15 protein-coding genes are annotated in these 14,758 nt (G+C 64.1%); 10 read left to right on the top strand and 5 right to left on the bottom strand.

The window, feature by feature from the left end; translation table 11 throughout:
• The first annotated feature begins 7 nt into the window (after nt 1-7).
• The 5 genes from AAFN84_RS15755 to rarD all read left to right on the top strand — a co-directional run bounded on the left by AAFN84_RS15755 (nt 8) and on the right by rarD (nt 4,577).
• A complete protein-coding gene (locus tag AAFN84_RS15755; protein ID WP_347515548.1) occupies nt 8-499 on the top strand; it encodes a GFA family protein in 492 nt (163 codons plus the stop codon).
• Nucleotides 496-972 carry a GFA family protein gene (locus AAFN84_RS15750; protein ID WP_347515547.1) on the top strand — a complete coding sequence of 159 codons (477 nt, stop codon included), beginning with the start codon at nt 496-498 and terminating at the stop codon, nt 970-972. The genes AAFN84_RS15755 and AAFN84_RS15750 overlap by 4 nt, the downstream gene beginning before the upstream one ends.
• Entirely contained in the window at nt 969-1,925 is a 957-nt protein-coding gene (gene pip, locus AAFN84_RS15745; RefSeq protein ID WP_347515546.1) for a prolyl aminopeptidase, read from the top strand. Before AAFN84_RS15750 ends, pip begins: the two co-directional genes overlap by 4 nt.
• Complete coding sequence (cimA, locus tag AAFN84_RS15740) at nt 1,922-3,535, top strand: citramalate synthase (RefSeq protein WP_347515545.1); 1,614 nt, start codon at nt 1,922-1,924, stop codon at nt 3,533-3,535. Before pip ends, cimA begins: the two co-directional genes overlap by 4 nt.
• A 103-nt stretch (nt 3,536-3,638) precedes the next feature.
• Nucleotides 3,639-4,577, top strand: a complete 939-nt coding sequence (rarD, locus tag AAFN84_RS15735; RefSeq protein WP_347515544.1) for an EamA family transporter RarD — start codon at nt 3,639-3,641, stop codon at nt 4,575-4,577.
• Here the strand turns inward: rarD and AAFN84_RS15730 are convergent.
• The gene (locus AAFN84_RS15730; RefSeq protein ID WP_347515543.1) at nt 4,561-5,172 is read right to left on the bottom strand and encodes a TIGR00730 family Rossman fold protein; all 612 of its coding nucleotides are present in this window, start codon (nt 5,170-5,172) and stop codon (nt 4,561-4,563) included. The genes rarD and AAFN84_RS15730 overlap by 17 nt on opposite strands.
• 112 nt (nt 5,173-5,284) lie before the next feature.
• Between AAFN84_RS15730 and AAFN84_RS15725 the strand changes: the two genes are divergently transcribed.
• From AAFN84_RS15725 to AAFN84_RS15705, 5 genes are all read left to right on the top strand, one after another.
• Complete coding sequence (locus AAFN84_RS15725; protein WP_347515542.1) at nt 5,285-7,147, top strand: LysM peptidoglycan-binding domain-containing protein; 1,863 nt, start codon at nt 5,285-5,287, stop codon at nt 7,145-7,147.
• 135 nt (nt 7,148-7,282) lie between these two features.
• Complete coding sequence (locus AAFN84_RS15720) at nt 7,283-7,630, top strand: metalloregulator ArsR/SmtB family transcription factor (RefSeq protein ID WP_347515541.1); 348 nt, start codon at nt 7,283-7,285, stop codon at nt 7,628-7,630.
• Nucleotides 7,631-7,650: 20 nt separating this feature from the next.
• On the top strand, nt 7,651-9,546 hold the full coding sequence (locus AAFN84_RS15715; protein WP_347515540.1) for an ABC transporter ATP-binding protein/permease: 1,896 nt from the start codon (nt 7,651-7,653) through the stop codon (nt 9,544-9,546).
• 80 nt (nt 9,547-9,626) lie between these two features.
• Entirely contained in the window at nt 9,627-10,325 is a 699-nt protein-coding gene (locus AAFN84_RS15710) for a phosphatidylserine decarboxylase (protein WP_347515539.1), read from the top strand.
• A 6-nt stretch (nt 10,326-10,331) separates the two neighbouring features.
• The gene (locus AAFN84_RS15705) at nt 10,332-11,144 is read left to right on the top strand and encodes a phosphatidylcholine/phosphatidylserine synthase (RefSeq protein ID WP_347515538.1); all 813 of its coding nucleotides are present in this window, start codon (nt 10,332-10,334) and stop codon (nt 11,142-11,144) included.
• A 3-nt stretch (nt 11,145-11,147) separates the two neighbouring features.
• Here AAFN84_RS15705 and AAFN84_RS15700 read toward each other — a convergent pair whose 3' ends face one another.
• From AAFN84_RS15700 to purF, 4 genes are all read right to left on the bottom strand, one after another.
• Entirely contained in the window at nt 11,148-11,807 is a 660-nt protein-coding gene (locus tag AAFN84_RS15700) for a 1-acyl-sn-glycerol-3-phosphate acyltransferase (protein ID WP_347515537.1), read from the bottom strand.
• A gap of 126 nt (nt 11,808-11,933) precedes the next feature.
• Nucleotides 11,934-12,296: a hypothetical protein gene (locus AAFN84_RS15695; RefSeq protein ID WP_347515536.1), complete on the bottom strand. Its 363-nt coding sequence runs from the start codon at nt 12,294-12,296 to the stop codon at nt 11,934-11,936.
• Nucleotides 12,297-12,396: 100 nt separating this feature from the next.
• A complete protein-coding gene (locus AAFN84_RS15690) occupies nt 12,397-13,158 on the bottom strand; it encodes an SDR family NAD(P)-dependent oxidoreductase (RefSeq protein WP_347515535.1) in 762 nt (253 codons plus the stop codon).
• 99 nt (nt 13,159-13,257) lie between these two features.
• Nucleotides 13,258-14,727, bottom strand: coding sequence for an amidophosphoribosyltransferase (purF, locus tag AAFN84_RS15685; protein ID WP_347515534.1), 1,470 nt, complete (start codon nt 14,725-14,727; stop codon nt 13,258-13,260).
• Nucleotides 14,728-14,758: the final 31 nt, after the last annotated feature.

The raw sequence follows: 14,758 nt of genomic DNA, 5'->3' as shown, positions 1-14,758 counted from the left end.
AAACGCCATGAGCCTCGACAACAAGCCGATCTACACCGGCGGATGCCAGTGCGGCGCGGTGCGTTTCCGCATCGAAGGTGCGTTGACCAACGCTTCGGTGTGTCACTGCCGCATGTGCCAGAAGGCGTTCGGCAATTTCTACGCCCCGCTCGCGACCGCGCCGCAAGGTGCGCTGCAATGGACGCGCGGCGAGCCGAAACGGTGGCATTCGTCCAGCCACGTGAAGCGCGGCTTCTGCGCTGAATGCGGCACACCCCTGACTTTCGAGGCGCCCGACGGCGTCGCGTTGGCGATCGGTGCGTTCGACCATCCCGAGGAGGTGGCGCCCGAGATTCAATGGGGCATCGAGGCGAAGCTGCCCTATGCCGATGCAATCCCGTCGCTGCCGGGCGAAGCGACGGATGCCGATACCGAGGCGGCACCCTATCTCGCCGAGCTGGAAAGCTTCCAGCATCCAGACCACGATACCGAGACATGGCCAGTGGAGAGACGATCATGAGCGAAAGCCCCAGGACCGGCGGATGCCAATGCGGCGCGGTGCGGTTCCGCATCCATGGCCAGCTCGGGCGACCGTCGATCTGCCACTGCCGCATGTGCCAGAAACAGTTCGGATCGTTCTTCTCCGCTCTCGTCACGGCGCCGGAAGGCGGTGTCGAGTGGACGCGCGACGAGCCGACCTACTTCCAGTCGTCGGTGAACATCGACCGCGGCTTCTGCCCGCGGTGCGGCACGCCGCTGACCTACCGCCACCCCGGCGGTCTGGAGCTTGCCATCGGCGCGTTCGACGATCGCTCGGACCTGGCACCGCAGATCCAGGTCAACCACGCGTCGCGCCTGCCATGGGTCGAGACGATCTTCGAGGCGCGTGTCTATGACGACCCTGCCTTCTATTCGCGGCAGGAAGCCGTCATTTCGTTTCAGCATCCCGACCACGAGACGCAAGCCTGGCCGGCGCACGGGCTGCAGCTATGAGCGGTTTGCGAACACTCTACACCGAGATCGAACCGTTCGAGACCGGCTTTCTCGACGTCGGCGACGGCCATACGATCTATTGGGAGCGGGTCGGCACAAAGGGCGCCAAGCCGGCAGTCTTCCTCCACGGTGGCCCGGGCGGCGGCATCTCGCCGGCCTATCGTCGATTCTTCGACCCGGCGCGCTACGACGTCATCCTGTTCGATCAGCGCGGTTGCGGAAAGTCGACGCCGCATGCCGGGCTGGAAGCCAACACCACATGGCATCTCGTCGCCGATATCGAGCGGCTGCGCGAGATGGTCGGCGTCGACAGATGGCTGGTGTTCGGCGGCTCGTGGGGCTCCACGCTGGCGCTCGCCTACAGTCAGACGCATCCCGACCGTGTCAGCGAGCTGGTCGTGCGCGGCATCTACACGCTGACCAAGGCTGAGCTTGCCTGGTACTACCAGTTCGGGGTCTCGGAGATGTTTCCCGACAAGTGGGAGCGTTTCGTCGCGCCGATCCCCGAGGCAGAACGGGGCGACATGATGGCCGCCTATCGCAAGATTCTGACCGGCGACGACAAGGCCGCGCAGATCGAGGCGGCGATCGCGTGGAGCATGTGGGAAGGCCAGACGATCACGCTTCTGCCCGAGCCCGACACCGCCGACAGGTTCGGCGAGGGCCATTTCGCTCTCGCCTTCGCGCGCATCGAGAACCACTTCTTCGTGCATGGCGGCTGGCTTGAGGAAGGTCAGCTTGTACGCGATGCCACCAAGCTCGCGGGCATTCCGGGGCTGATCGTCCACGGGCGCTACGACATGCCATGCCCGGCGCGCTATGCGTGGGAACTGTCGAAGGCATGGCCCGATGCCGAATTCCACCTGATCGAGGGGGCAGGACACGCCTATTCCGAACCCGGTATCCTCGACCGGCTGATCTACGCGACCGACAAGTTTGCAGGCAAGCCATGACGCGCGAACGCATCTATCTGTTCGATACCACGCTGCGTGACGGTCAGCAGACGCCCGGCGTCGATTTCTCGGTCGAGGACAAGATCGTCATCGCCAACCTGCTCGACGCGTTCGGCTTCGACTATGTCGAGGGCGGCTACCCAGGCGCCAATCCGACGGACACGGCCTTCTTTTCGGAAAAGCGCACTAATAAAGCAAAATTCGTCGCCTTCGGCATGGCCAAGCGCGCTGGCGTCTCGGTGTCCAACGACCCGGGCGTGGTCGGCTTGATCCAGTCAAAGGCGGACGCGGTGTGCTACGTCGCCAAGAGCTGGGACTATCATGTCCGCGTCGCACTCGGCTGCACCAACGAGGAGAACGTTGAATCCATCTCGACTTCGGTCGAGGCCGCGCGCAATGCCGGCAAGGAGGCGATGGTCGACTGCGAACACTTCTTCGACGGGTTCAAGGCGAACCCGGACTACGCGCTTGCCTGCGCCAGGGCAGCCTACGATGCGGGCGCGCGCTGGGTCGTGTTGTGCGACACCAACGGCGGCACGCAGCCATCCGAGGTGCGCGACATCGTCGGCAAAGTCATCGCGTCGGGGATTCCCGGTGCAAGTCTCGGCATTCATGCCCATGACGATACGGGTCAGGCGGTTGCCAATTCTCTCGCTGCGGTCGATGCCGGGGTGCGCCAGGTGCAAGGCACGTTGAACGGCATCGGCGAACGGTGTGGCAACGCCAACCTCGTCACCATCCTGCCGACGCTGATGCTCAAGCCGGCATTCGCCGATCGTTTCGAAACCGGCTTGTCGCAGGAGGCTCTTTCCGGGATATCGCGGCTGTCGCATGCGTTCGACGAACTGCTCAACCGCGCGCCCAACAGCCAGGCACCCTATGTCGGCGCATCGGCCTTCGCCACCAAGGCGGGCATCCACGCCTCCGCGCTGCTGAAGGAACCGCAGACCTACGAGCACGTGCCGCCGGAAACCGTCGGCAACACGCGCCGCGTGATGGTTTCGGACCAGGGCGGAAAGTCCAACTTCATCGCCGAACTCAAACGGCGCGGCGTTGCCGTTGCCAAGGACGACCCACGTCTCGATACGCTCATCGCCCTCGTCAAGGATCGCGAGGCCCAGGGCTATGCCTATGAGGGGGCTGATGCGAGCTTCGAGCTTCTGGCCCGACGAACGCTTGGCGCGGTGCCGAACTTCTTCCAGGTCGAATCCTTCCGCTGCATGGTCGAGCGCCGCTACGACGCCAACGGCAACATCAAGACCGTCTCCGAGGCCATCGTGAAGCTTATCGTCGATGGCGAGGAGAAGATGTCGGTGGCCGAGGGCGACGGGCCGGTCAACGCACTCGACATTGCCTTGCGCAAGGATCTGGGCAAGTTCCAGCACGAGATCGAGGACTTGACGCTGACCGACTTCAAGGTGCGCATTCTCAATGGCGGCACCGAGGCCATAACCCGCGTGCTGGTCGAATCCCACGACGCGACGGGCGCGCGCTGGTGGACGGTCGGGGTCTCGGAAAACATCATCGACGCCTCGTTCCAGGCGCTGATGGACTCGATCATCTACAAGCTGGTGAAGAACCGCGAGGGCGTGGCGGTCGCGGCGCAATAGCCGCGACGTTCAACCCGAATCGATCGATGCATAAGAAATATGCACTGGTCCGGTGGCGGATCACGCGCTACGAGGCCGTTGCAACAACCGACAGGCCGAGACCATGCAGGAGACCAACGTCCAGACCGGCGCCGCGCCAACGGCGCAGTCTCAGGCCACGCGCGGTTTCGTTTTCGCCTTCTCCGCCTATTTCCTGTGGGGCTTCCTGCCACTCTACATGAAGGCGGTCGACTACATCCCCGCCGCCGAGGTGGTTGCTCACCGCATCGTCTGGTCCGTGCCGATCGCCGGTGTCGTGCTTCTCGTGCTCGGTCGCACGGGCGACATCAAGGCCGCGTTCCGCCAGCCGCGCACCCTGCTGATGGCGGCCCTGACAGCGGCGATCATCTCGCTGAACTGGGGTGTCTATGTCTGGGCCATCGCGGTGGACCGCACGGTCGAGACGGCGCTTGGCTACTACATAAACCCGCTGATGACGGTTCTGCTGGGAGCAATTCTTCTTGGAGAAAGGCTCAACCGCTACCAGATCATCGCAGTCGGGCTCGCGACAGCCGCCGTCCTCGTGCTCACGATCGAAGCCGGCGGCCTGCCGTGGGTGTCGCTGTTCCTGGCGATCACCTTCGCCGCCTATGGCTATTTGCGAAAGACCCTGCCGGTCGGCCCGAGCCAGGGCTTCTTCCTGGAGGTGCTCATCCTTTCGGTGCCGGGCCTCGCCTACATCGTTTGGCTGGAGACGACAGGGCAGGGGCATCTCTTCGCCGATGGGGGCGGCAATATCGGCCTTCTGATGCTGTCGGGGCCGGTGACGGCCATTCCGCTGATCCTCTACGCCTTCGGCGCCAAGCTGTTGCGCATCTCGACCATCGGCATCATGCAGTACATCGCGCCGACGATGATCGCGCTCATCGCCGTGTTCGTCTTTGGCGAGCCGTTCGGCACCGACCGCATCATTGCGTTTTCGCTGATCTGGATCGCCCTCGCGCTCTATACCTGGTCGATGTTCTCCAACCGGAACACCGACGCGCCTAAAGACGGTCGATAAGCCGCGGGTCGCCTTCCGACGGCAGGCCGGAGGCAGCCGCGTCGGCAAGGACGGCTGGCACGATGGCATCGGCGTTGTCGACCACGATCGGCTGCACGAGGTGTCCGGTATGGACGAAACCTTCCTCGCGCATGTGGTCGAGCAACTTCAGCATCGTGTCCCAGAAGCCGTTGATGTTGGCGAACACGATCGGCTTGCGATGCTGGCCAAGCTGCGCCCAGGTCATGATCTCGACGATTTCCTCCAGCGTGCCGATACCGCCCGGCAGCGCCACGAAGGCATCCGACCGGTCAAACATCGTGTGCTTGCGCGCATGCATGTCGTCGGTGACGATGAGCTCGTCGAGCTTGCCGAGCGCGGACTCTGTGGCTTCCTTGTTCATCAGGAAGCGCGGGATGATGCCCGTCACCTTGCCGCCGCCTTCGATCGTACCGCGCGCCACGGCACCCATGATGCCCTTGGTGCCGCCGCCATAGACGAGCCGCACGCCCGCCTTCGCCATGGATCGGCCCAGAGTGTATCCGGCCTCGCCATAGACGCTGCTCCGGCCGGAAGATGAGCCGCAGTAAACACAGATGGATCGAATCATGTTCATGCTATGATTGGTGGCCACGTTAACCAGGCTGGTCAAGGCGATTGGGGCTTTTTGTTGTAGCTGCGTGTAAAACACGCTAGAGGCAGTCAAACGCGGCAAGGGAACGGGAATCATGGTGGGTTGGCTAAAGGCTCTTCTGTTTGTTGCCGGCGGTGCAACGGCGGCGGCGGGCACGGCCTATTTGACCGGTCTGTTCGAGCCCTCTGCCGATCGTGACCCGCCTGCGATTGCCGCTTTGCCGGATCCCGTCAGCCCGCAGCCGCAGCCCGCACCTTCCGACCAGCCGCAGGATGCGCCCTCCGTCTCCGAGGAGCCGGCCGAAGAACCTGGCGACGCCGCGACGATGGACAAGCAGGATCGCCTCGTGCGTCCGTCCTTCGACATCTTGCGCGTCGAACCTGACGGATCGCTTCTGATCGCCGGCAAGGCAGCCGCAGATGCGATGGTCGACGTGCTTGACGGCGATCTGGTGCTGGGCACTGCCACGGCTGGCCCGGAGGGCGATTTCGTCATCGTCCTGGACGATCCGCTCGCACCTGGCGACTATCAGCTTTCGCTTCGCTCGATCTCTGGCGACATCGTGATCATGTCGGAAGAGACCGCCGTGGTCTCGGTCCCGGAGACGCCGGATGGTGAGGTGCTTGCCCTCGTTGACACGCCCGGCGCCCCCGCCGAGCTGATTACCGTTCCAGAGTCCGCGGAAGATGCTGTCGCCGAAGGTGAAGCTGACGCAACGGCGGACAGCGCCGAGGGCGACGACCAGCAAGTGGCGGCGGCACCCGTAGAGCAGCGTTCCACGCAAGCGCCTCCCGCTTCGGAGCCCGACAATGAAGCTGCGGGCGAAGAGGAAGAGATGGCCACCGCGCCCTCGACCGATGCGGCCGAGGGCCAGCCGGACGTAGTCGGTGACGAGCCTGCGCCGGCGGAAGAGGAGAATGCCGTCGGCGCACCTGATCAGCAGGCGGCAGCCGACGACGACGCCTCAACTGATCAGCAGGCGTCACGCGAAGATGACGCCTCGACTGATCAGCAGGCGGCAGCCGACGAGGGCGCTTCCACGGACCAGCAGGCGTCACGCGACGAGGACGCCTCTAGAGATCAACAGGCGGCACCCGAGCAGCAGGCCTCCCCTGACGAGCCGGAGACACCGGCCGGCACCACGGCTCCGGCGGATCAGCCGGCCGTTGTCGAGCAGCCCGCAGACGCAGCCCCGCGGCAGGATGCCGGGTCCGATGACGGGGCCGTTGAAGACGGTGAACGTGAAATCGCGGCCCTGCCCGAAGAAGAGCAGGAATCCACGGCCGACAGCCAGCAGGACGAGGCGATCAGCTATCGCGTTGTGGTCGAAGCCGTCGAGATCGAGGGCGGTGTCATCTATGTCGCCGGCCAGGCAATTCCAGGCCGCGTGGTGCGGGTCTATGCCGACGAGACTCTGCTTGGCGAATCCGCGGTGTCGGAGGCCGGCCGCTTCCTCGTGGAAGCGCGCCGCGAACTTCCGGTCGGCAGCTACATGATCCGCGCCGACCTGCTGGAAGCCGATGGGTCGGTCGTCGCGCGCGCCGCCGTGCCGTTTGAACGCGAGCCTGGCGAGGCGATCGCCGCCGTTGCGCCTCGGGTCACGCCGCAGGCGCAAGACGCGCCGGCTCCGAGCGCCGCTACGCCCGAACAGCAGCCGTCCGAGCAGGCCGCAACGGAGACCGAAACCGCCGCTGCGCCGGCGCTGCAGAGCGTCGATCGGGGCGTCATCATCCGCCGCGGCGATTCCCTCTGGCGCATCTCGCGCCGCGTCTACGGCAGGGGCGTGCGCTATTCGACGATCTATCTCGCCAACCAGGACCAGATCCGCAATCCTGACATGATCTGGCCCGGGCAGGTGTTCAGCGTGCCGGAGACGACGCCGGAAGGCGAACTTGCCGACATGGATGCGATTGCCGACCAGGTGGCCGACCCAGACGCCGAGACCGTCGAGCAGTAGGCCAACGCGAATATCGTCCACCGGCGGCGTGCGGTTGCCGGTGCACCTCCGATTCCGCAACCTGCCCATTTCAGCACAACAGTTCCGCGTTCGCCTTGATAACGGAACAACTTCATCGTATATCGCCGATTGACGATGAATTGTGACCCTCGCCCCTTCGACACCCACCCAGGGTGTGATCGCGCAGAAATCGCGGCAAAGCTTGCCGCGCTTTCGCACCCGGCGCGTATCGAAATCCTTCAGCATCTCGCCGGTGTCGATGCCTGCTGCTGCAAGGAGGTTGTGCAGCGCTTCGATCTCGCCCAATCGACCGTCTCGCAGCATCTCAAGGTGCTCGTCGACGCGGGGCTGGTCCGCCTGACGCCTGAACGCCGGCGTTCACGCTACGAGGTCGACCGCGCTGCGCTGGAGGCATTGTCGCGCTCGGTCAGCGGGCTGCTCGTATCATGCTGTGCCGCTCCCGCCGGGACGCCGGCCGAATAACATTTTCTAGGACCTTCACCTTGGCTTCCAAGACCGTTTCCGCCGAATCCGGCTCCGTATTCGCAACGCTGTTCAACCTGTGGCCCTATATGTGGCCGGCCGACCGTGCCGACCTCAAATTGCGCGTTGTCTGGGCGACGGTTTTCCTCGTGGTCGCCAAGCTGATTCTCGTGCTGGTGCCCTACTTCTTCAAATGGGCGACCGATGCCCTGACGGGCGAGCTGCAGCCGGCCGACTATATTCCCGCCCTCCTTGTCGGCCCGGTGATGCTGGTGCTCGCGTATAATGTGGTGCGCATCGTGCAACTCGGCTTCAACCAGTTGCGCGATGCCCTGTTTGCCAGCGTCGGCCAGCATGCGGTGCGCCAGCTCGGCTACCGGACCTTCGTGCACATGCACAACCTGTCGCTGCGCTTCCACCTGGAACGCCGCACGGGTGGCCTCTCGCGTATCATCGAACGCGGTGTGAAGGGCATCGAGACGATCGTCCGCTTCACAATCCTCAACACCGCGCCCACCATCCTGGAGTTCCTGCTGACGGCGATCATTTTCTGGGTCGTCTATGGCTGGATCTACGTCGTCGTCATCGCCGTGACCGTCTGGCTCTACACCTGGTTCACCGTGCGGGCCAGCGACTGGCGCATCGCCATTCGTCGCGAAATGAATGATTCGGACACCGACGCCAACACCAAGGCGATCGACTCGCTTCTCAACTACGAGACGGTCAAGTATTTCAACAACGAGACGATGGAAGCCAGCCGCTTCGATGCATCGATGGCGCGCTACGAGGACGCTGCCACCAAGACGTGGACGTCGCTCGGCTGGCTCAACTTCGGCCAGGGCGTGATTTTTGGTATCGGCATGGCGACGGTGATGGCACTTTCGGCGTGGGAAGTGTCGCGCGGCACCCACACGATCGGCGACTTCGTCTTCGTCAATGCCATGCTGATGCAGCTCTCCGTGCCGCTCAATTTCATCGGCTTTATCTATCGCGAGATCAGGCAGGCGATGACCGACATCGAGCAGATGTTCGACCTGCTCGACGTCAAGGAGGAGGTGCAGGACAAGCCGGATGCAAAGCAGCTTTCCGTCACCGAGGGCACCGTGACCTTCGAAGACGTGCGGTTCTCGTATGATGCCAATCGCCCGATCCTCAAAGGCATATCCTTCGAGGTTCCGGCCGGAAAGACGGTCGCGATTGTCGGTCCTTCCGGCGCCGGCAAGTCGACGATCTCTCGCCTGCTCTTCCGTTTCTATGACATCCAGGGTGGTTCCGTGCGTATCGACGGCCAGGACATACGCGACGTCACCCAGGACAGCCTGCGTGCTGCCATCGGCATGGTTCCGCAGGACACCGTCCTGTTCAACGACACCATCAGCTACAACATCCGATACGGGCGGACCGACGCCTCCGAAGAGGATGTCAGGCGCGCTGCAAGCCTCGCCCAGATCGACGATTTCATCGAGCGGCTGCCGGAAGGCTATGCCACGATGGTTGGAGAGCGCGGCCTGAAACTCTCGGGCGGAGAGAAGCAGCGCGTGGCGATTGCCCGCACCATCCTCAAGGCGCCGCCGATCCTGATGCTGGACGAGGCGACATCCGCGCTCGACACGCAGACCGAGCAGGAAATCCAGGCCGCGCTCGATCTCGTCAGCCGTGGGCGCACGACGCTGGTCATCGCCCATCGCCTCTCGACAGTGATTTCCGCCGACGAGATCATCGTGTTGCAGAATGGACAGATCGCCGAGCGCGGCAACCACGCGGAGCTGCTTGCCGCCGGCGGGTTGTACGCCTCGATGTGGGACCGGCAGCGCGAGGCAACGGAAGCCGAAGAGACCCTGCGGCGCGCCCGGGAAACCGACGAAATGGGCGTTATCGTGCGCAGGAGAACGGCGGAGGTCGATGCCGGCGAATAGCGCCGCGCGACATTCGCGCGTTGCTACCTGATGCCCGATCAGGTACGTACCGGCCTTGTTTTCAAGGAGCGGATGCTCGCATGAGCCTCGTTGACACCATCAGGAACGCGTTCGTACCGATCAACCGGGAAGGGTGGCCTTTTATCGCCGGCTTCGCCGGCGTCAGCGTCGTCCTCGGCGTCTTCTCGACCAGCCTGTTCTGGATCGGCGTGATCCTGACGGCGTGGTGTGCCTACTTCTTCCGCGACCCCGAGCGGGTTACGCCGGTGGATGACCGGCTGGTCGTCAGCCCTGCCGACGGCATCGTTTCGGCGGTGGGTCCAGCAGTGCCGCCGCGCGAGCTGGGCCTTGGCGAAACGGAAATGACGCGTATATCCGTGTTCATGAATGTTTTCTCCTGCCATGTGAACCGCTCGCCTGTACGTGGCCGCATCGTCGCCATCGAGCATCGGCCGGGCAAGTTCCTCAATGCCGAACTTGACAAGGCGAGCGCCGAAAACGAGCGCAACGGCCTGGTCATCGACAGCCCGCATGGCCGCGTGGCCGCGGTGCAGATTGCGGGGCTTGTCGCCCGCCGCATCGTCTGCTGGACCGAAGCGGGCAACGACATTGCGGTGGGTGATCGCTTCGGCCTCATCCGGTTCGGTTCGCGTGTCGACGTCTACCTGCCGCAGAGCGCGGTTGCCAAGGTAGCGATCGGCCAGACGGCGGTTGCTGGCGAAACCATCATCGCCGAGTTCGGTGCGCAGGCGGTGTCGCCGCTCGTGCGCGTGTCCTGACGACCGATGGCACCCTTTCCCCCCTTCGAGCCCCATGGCCCGCGTCGCGGCTCACGCCTGCGCGAGATTCCGCTGCGGCTGATCATACCGAACCTCGTCACCGTGATGGCCGTCTGTGCCGGCCTCTCCGGGGTCCGCCTTGCGTTCGAACAGCGCTTTGAACTTGCCGTGGGCATGGTGCTGCTCGCCGCCCTTCTGGACGCGGTCGATGGCCGCGTAGCCCGCATGCTCAAGGCCGCTTCGAATTTTGGCGCCCAGATGGATTCGCTGGCTGATATCGTCAATTTCGGCGTGGCGCCTGCATTGGTGCTCTACGCGTATCTTCTCGACCGGGCAGGTGCATTCGGCTGGATTGCCGCATTGCTGTTCGCGATTGCCTGCTGCCTGCGGCTCGCACGCTTCAACGTGATGCTGGAGGATCCGGACAGGCCAGCCTGGATGGCCGACTATTTCGTTGGTGTGCCCGCGCCGGCGGGTGCCTTGCTGGTCATGCTGCCGGTCTATCTCGGATTCCTCGGCGTGCCGCTCAACACCACCTTCGCATTTGTAGGCAGCGGATTTGCAGTCGCGATTGCGCTGCTGATGGTCAGCCGTCTTCCGGTCTATTCCGCCAAGACCCGCGGCACCCGCATCCGGCGCGATATCGTCATGCCAATGATCCTTGGCATCGTCCTGTACGTTGCCTTGTTGTTCAGCTTTACCTGGCACACCATGGCGGCGACCGCGATCGCCTATCTGATCTTCCTGCCGTTCAGTGCGCAGGCCTATGGCAAGCGCGCGCGGCGCGAGGAACAGGCTGGCGACACTCCTGTCGAGTGACGCTTACGCGGCTTTTGCCTCGTCTTCACGCGTCTCGACCACGCGCCGGTACAGCGCACCGGACCGCGTCTCGGCCTCGCTGCTGCGCGCCACCAGTTCCTCAATCGTTGCCGGCTTCAGGGCGCGAATGCTGAGCTTCCCGGACCATCCCGAGCCGGTTCCCGCCACGTGGATCGGCATCACCCGCGCCTCCGCCCGGAGCGCGATGCGCGCCACGGCGCGATATAGACGGAAGGCGCGTGTATCAGGTTCCGCGTCGGGAGGCATGTAAACGCAGAGCCGGCCCCCGCCGCGTAGAACGCGCACCAGCCGCCGGCTGACGAAAACGTGCTCCGCCTTGAACGGGATCGTGCGCGCGAGGCTGCGCCATGGCTCCAGCCAGCCGGCGTTGGCCGAATAGTCGTCCAGTATGTGAAGGGTTTCGTCCGGAAGCAGCGAAAGCATCAGTGCCGCGTCCAGCCGGGACTGATGTGCGACGACGTAAATGATCCGCTTTTCGTTTGCCGCGCCGCGCAGGACCTTGGCATCCACCCCACGGATCAGCGCAAGTGGCGAAAGCAGCAGCGCCTGCTGGAAGCTCACATGTTGTTTCGCGGAAATCCACCAGACATAGATCAGCAGGGCGGCGACCAGTCCACCGACTACGAGTGCGATCAGGATCATGCTCGTCCCTCACTGCATGTCTGTGGACAAGGGTAGCGCATGTTTGAGCTAGGTCAATCGCCCAGCGTTGCGTTACCTGACAAGGCAAAAAATCGAATTGGGATCAGGGGAAGGCGAGGCCCGGCCTCAGGGCTTCCAGCCGCGCTCCCACGGCGGCGGATTACCACCATAGGTATTGTCGTAGGCCGGCAGTTTGTCCTGGCCCTGCGATGCACTGAAGGAGAAGTTGCCGACGCGGCACTCCGTCACCTTCTCGCTCAGGCCCATGCTACGCCCGGAGAAGGAGGGGGCCAGAGTCTCCACGCAATTGCCGCCCAGCGCGCTGCCAGCGGAAAAGGTCGTACCCGCGTCGAGATTGACACCAGGCAGGGCCTGCAGCGTCGTCGTCTCGCCGGAAAAGCCCTGCGAGCTGAACACGTCCGCATGCGCCTGCGCAGCAAGCACAAGAAGCGCGCTCGTGGCAAGGACCGAAAGGGACCGTATTCTCATGGCTTCTTTCCTGCGGCGGGAGCAATGACTGACGGGTGCTTTGTAGCACGAACCACGGTTGGCGTCGAGAGAAGCGGCGTCTCCGGGTGGCGTGCAACCGCTATTCCGGCATCCGATATTGCGTGAACCTGTTCTTCGGGACGTCGAAGATGAGGCCCGTCTCGGTCAGCGAGGGACTTACCAGCGGCACGATCCTGGCCGCCACATCGGACGGATGCGGCAGGGTCTGCGGGTCCTCGCCGGGCATCGCCTGTGCGCGCATGGCGGTGCGCGTGGCGCCTGGATTGACGCTGTTGACACGCATCGAGAGGCTTTTGGTCTCATCGGCCCATGAACGCGCCATCGCCTCGACGGCAGCCTTGGACGCCGCATACGGCCCCCAGAATGCACGCGCCGAATGGGCTGCGCCAGAGGACATGATCACGGCGCGGCCGGCGTCGGAGAGGCGCAGCAGCGGATCGAGCGAGCGGATCAGCCGCCACGTCGACGTGACGTTGATCGCCATGACCTTCTCGAACACCTTGGCCTCGACATGCCCGATCGGGGCGATCACGCCCAGGATGCCGGCATTCGCGACCATGATGTCGAGTTTGCCCCAGCGCTCGTGGATCGCGCCGCCGAGCCGGTCGATGCCGGCACTGTCGGTAATGTCGAGCGGGACGAGTGTCGCTTCTCCCTTGCCCGAGAGCGACTTTTCCGCCTTGATCTCGTCGTCGAGTTCCTCGAGGCCGCCAACCGTCCGCGCGACCGCCACGACGTGCGCGCCAGCCGCCGCAAGTTCCTTGGCGATGAAATAGCCGATGCCGCGCGAGGCGCCGGTCACGACCGCAACGCGGCCCGAAAGGTTGAGGGGTGAGGTCATTGTGGTGCTCCGTTGCCGCTCGAATCGTCACGCCCTGCCGCCGGCGAGAAGAGATCCGATGCCCGCCAGATAGACCGAATCCGGCGGAAACGGAACCCGCTACTGTCCGCCGCTCGCCAGCAGCGACAGCGTGCGCACATTGTCCGTGCCCTCGAGGTCGAGCAGGCGCGTCGGATATTGCCCGGTGAAGCAAGCGTCGCAGAATTGCGGCTGGTCGGCGTTGCGGGTCGGCTCGCCAACAGCGCGATAGAGGCCCTCGATCGACAAGAACCCGAGCGAATCGACGCGGATGAAGTCGGCCATTTCCTCGATCGACATGCGCGAAGCGAGCAGCTTCGATTTTTCCGGCGTGTCGACGCCGTAAAAGCACGAGGCTCGGGTCGGCGGCGATGCGATGCGCATATGGACCTCGCGGGCGCCGGCGTCGCGCACCATCTGCACGATCTTCTGGCTCGTCGTGCCGCGTACGATCGAATCATCGACGAGCACGACACGCTTGCCTTCGATCATCTTGCGGTTGGCGTTGTGCTTGAGCCGGACACCCATGTGGCGGATCGAATCGCCCGGCGAGATGAAGGTGCGCCCGACATAGTGATTGCGGATGATGCCCAGTTCGAAGGGGATGCCGGCGGCTTGCGAGAAGCCGATCGCCGCCGGCGTTCCGGAATCCGGCACCGGCACCACGATGTCTGCCTCGACCGGGCTTTCAAGCGCAAGTTCGGCGCCGATCTGCTTTCGAACCCCATAGACGTTGCGGCCTTCGACGGACGAGTCGGGCCGTGCGAAATAGACATATTCAAAGACACAGAAGCGGGACTTCTGCGGCTCGAACGGGAAGAAGCTCTCGATGCCCTTGGTGGTGACGACGACCATCTCGCCCGGCTTCAGATCGCGCACGAAGCGCGCGCCGATGATGTCGAGCGCGCAGGTCTCGGATGCCAGGATCCACGCGCCGTCCAGGTCGCCAAGCACCAGCGGACGGATACCGAGAGGATCGCGGCAGCCGATCATCTTCTTCGCCGTCAGCGCCACCAGCGAGAAGGCACCCTCGAGCTGGCGGACGGCTTCGATGAAGCGCGAATTGATGTCCTTCTCGCGGCTCGTCGCCACGAGATGGATGACGGTTTCGGTGTCGGAGGTCGACGAGAAGATGGCGCCCTGCTTCTGCAAGGTGCGTTGCACGGTCATCGCATTGGTGAGGTTGCCATTGTGCGCGACGGCGATTCCACCATCCGCGAGCTCGGCGAAAAGCGGCTGCACGTTGCGAAGGCCCGCGCCCCCTGTGGTGGCATAGCGCGTGTGGCCGATGGCCCGCGTGCCGCTCAGCCGGTCGATCACCGCCTGCTTGGTGAAAGTGTCGCCGATGAGCCCGACATGGCGCTCTACATGGAACTGCGACCCGTCATACGAGACGATGCCGGCTGCCTCCTGGCCGCGATGCTGCAGGGCATGCAGGCCGAGCGTGACGATCGCCGCCGCGTCCTGCCTGCCGAAAATGCCGAAGACGCCGCATTCGTCATGAAAGCGGTCGTCGTCCGATGAAAACGGGGTATCGTCTGCGTCGGCCATCTGGCTACGCCTTTCGCCTGGTTTTCGGTTG

It is taken from the genome of Mesorhizobium sp. CAU 1741 (genome assembly GCF_039839275.1).
GTDB lineage: Bacteria > Pseudomonadota > Alphaproteobacteria > Rhizobiales > Rhizobiaceae > Aerobium.
The sequence above is the reverse complement of the archived record's forward strand: the minus strand, read 5'-3'. Positions and strand labels throughout refer to the sequence as shown.

Bases quoted from the DNA above. Each gene is read 5' to 3' on its own strand.
- AAFN84_RS15755 (WP_347515548.1), top strand. From the start codon at position 8: ATGAGCCTCGACAACAAGCCGATCTACACCGGCGGATGCCAGTGCGGC.
- AAFN84_RS15750 (WP_347515547.1), top strand. From the start codon at position 496: ATGAGCGAAAGCCCCAGGACCGGCGGATGCCAATGCGGCGCGGTGCGG.
- pip (WP_347515546.1), top strand. From the start codon at position 969: ATGAGCGGTTTGCGAACACTCTACACCGAGATCGAACCGTTCGAGACC.
- cimA (WP_347515545.1), top strand. From the start codon at position 1,922: ATGACGCGCGAACGCATCTATCTGTTCGATACCACGCTGCGTGACGGT.
- rarD (WP_347515544.1), top strand. From the start codon at position 3,639: ATGCAGGAGACCAACGTCCAGACCGGCGCCGCGCCAACGGCGCAGTCT.
- AAFN84_RS15730 (WP_347515543.1), bottom strand. From the start codon at position 5,172: ATGAACATGATTCGATCCATCTGTGTTTACTGCGGCTCATCTTCCGGC.
- AAFN84_RS15725 (WP_347515542.1), top strand. From the start codon at position 5,285: ATGGTGGGTTGGCTAAAGGCTCTTCTGTTTGTTGCCGGCGGTGCAACG.
- AAFN84_RS15720 (WP_347515541.1), top strand. From the start codon at position 7,283: ATGAATTGTGACCCTCGCCCCTTCGACACCCACCCAGGGTGTGATCGC.
- AAFN84_RS15710 (WP_347515539.1), top strand. From the start codon at position 9,627: ATGAGCCTCGTTGACACCATCAGGAACGCGTTCGTACCGATCAACCGG.
- AAFN84_RS15705 (WP_347515538.1), top strand. From the start codon at position 10,332: ATGGCACCCTTTCCCCCCTTCGAGCCCCATGGCCCGCGTCGCGGCTCA.
- AAFN84_RS15700 (WP_347515537.1), bottom strand. From the start codon at position 11,807: ATGATCCTGATCGCACTCGTAGTCGGTGGACTGGTCGCCGCCCTGCTG.
- AAFN84_RS15695 (WP_347515536.1), bottom strand. From the start codon at position 12,296: ATGAGAATACGGTCCCTTTCGGTCCTTGCCACGAGCGCGCTTCTTGTG.
- AAFN84_RS15690 (WP_347515535.1), bottom strand. From the start codon at position 13,158: ATGACCTCACCCCTCAACCTTTCGGGCCGCGTTGCGGTCGTGACCGGC.
- purF (WP_347515534.1), bottom strand. From the start codon at position 14,727: ATGGCCGACGCAGACGATACCCCGTTTTCATCGGACGACGACCGCTTT.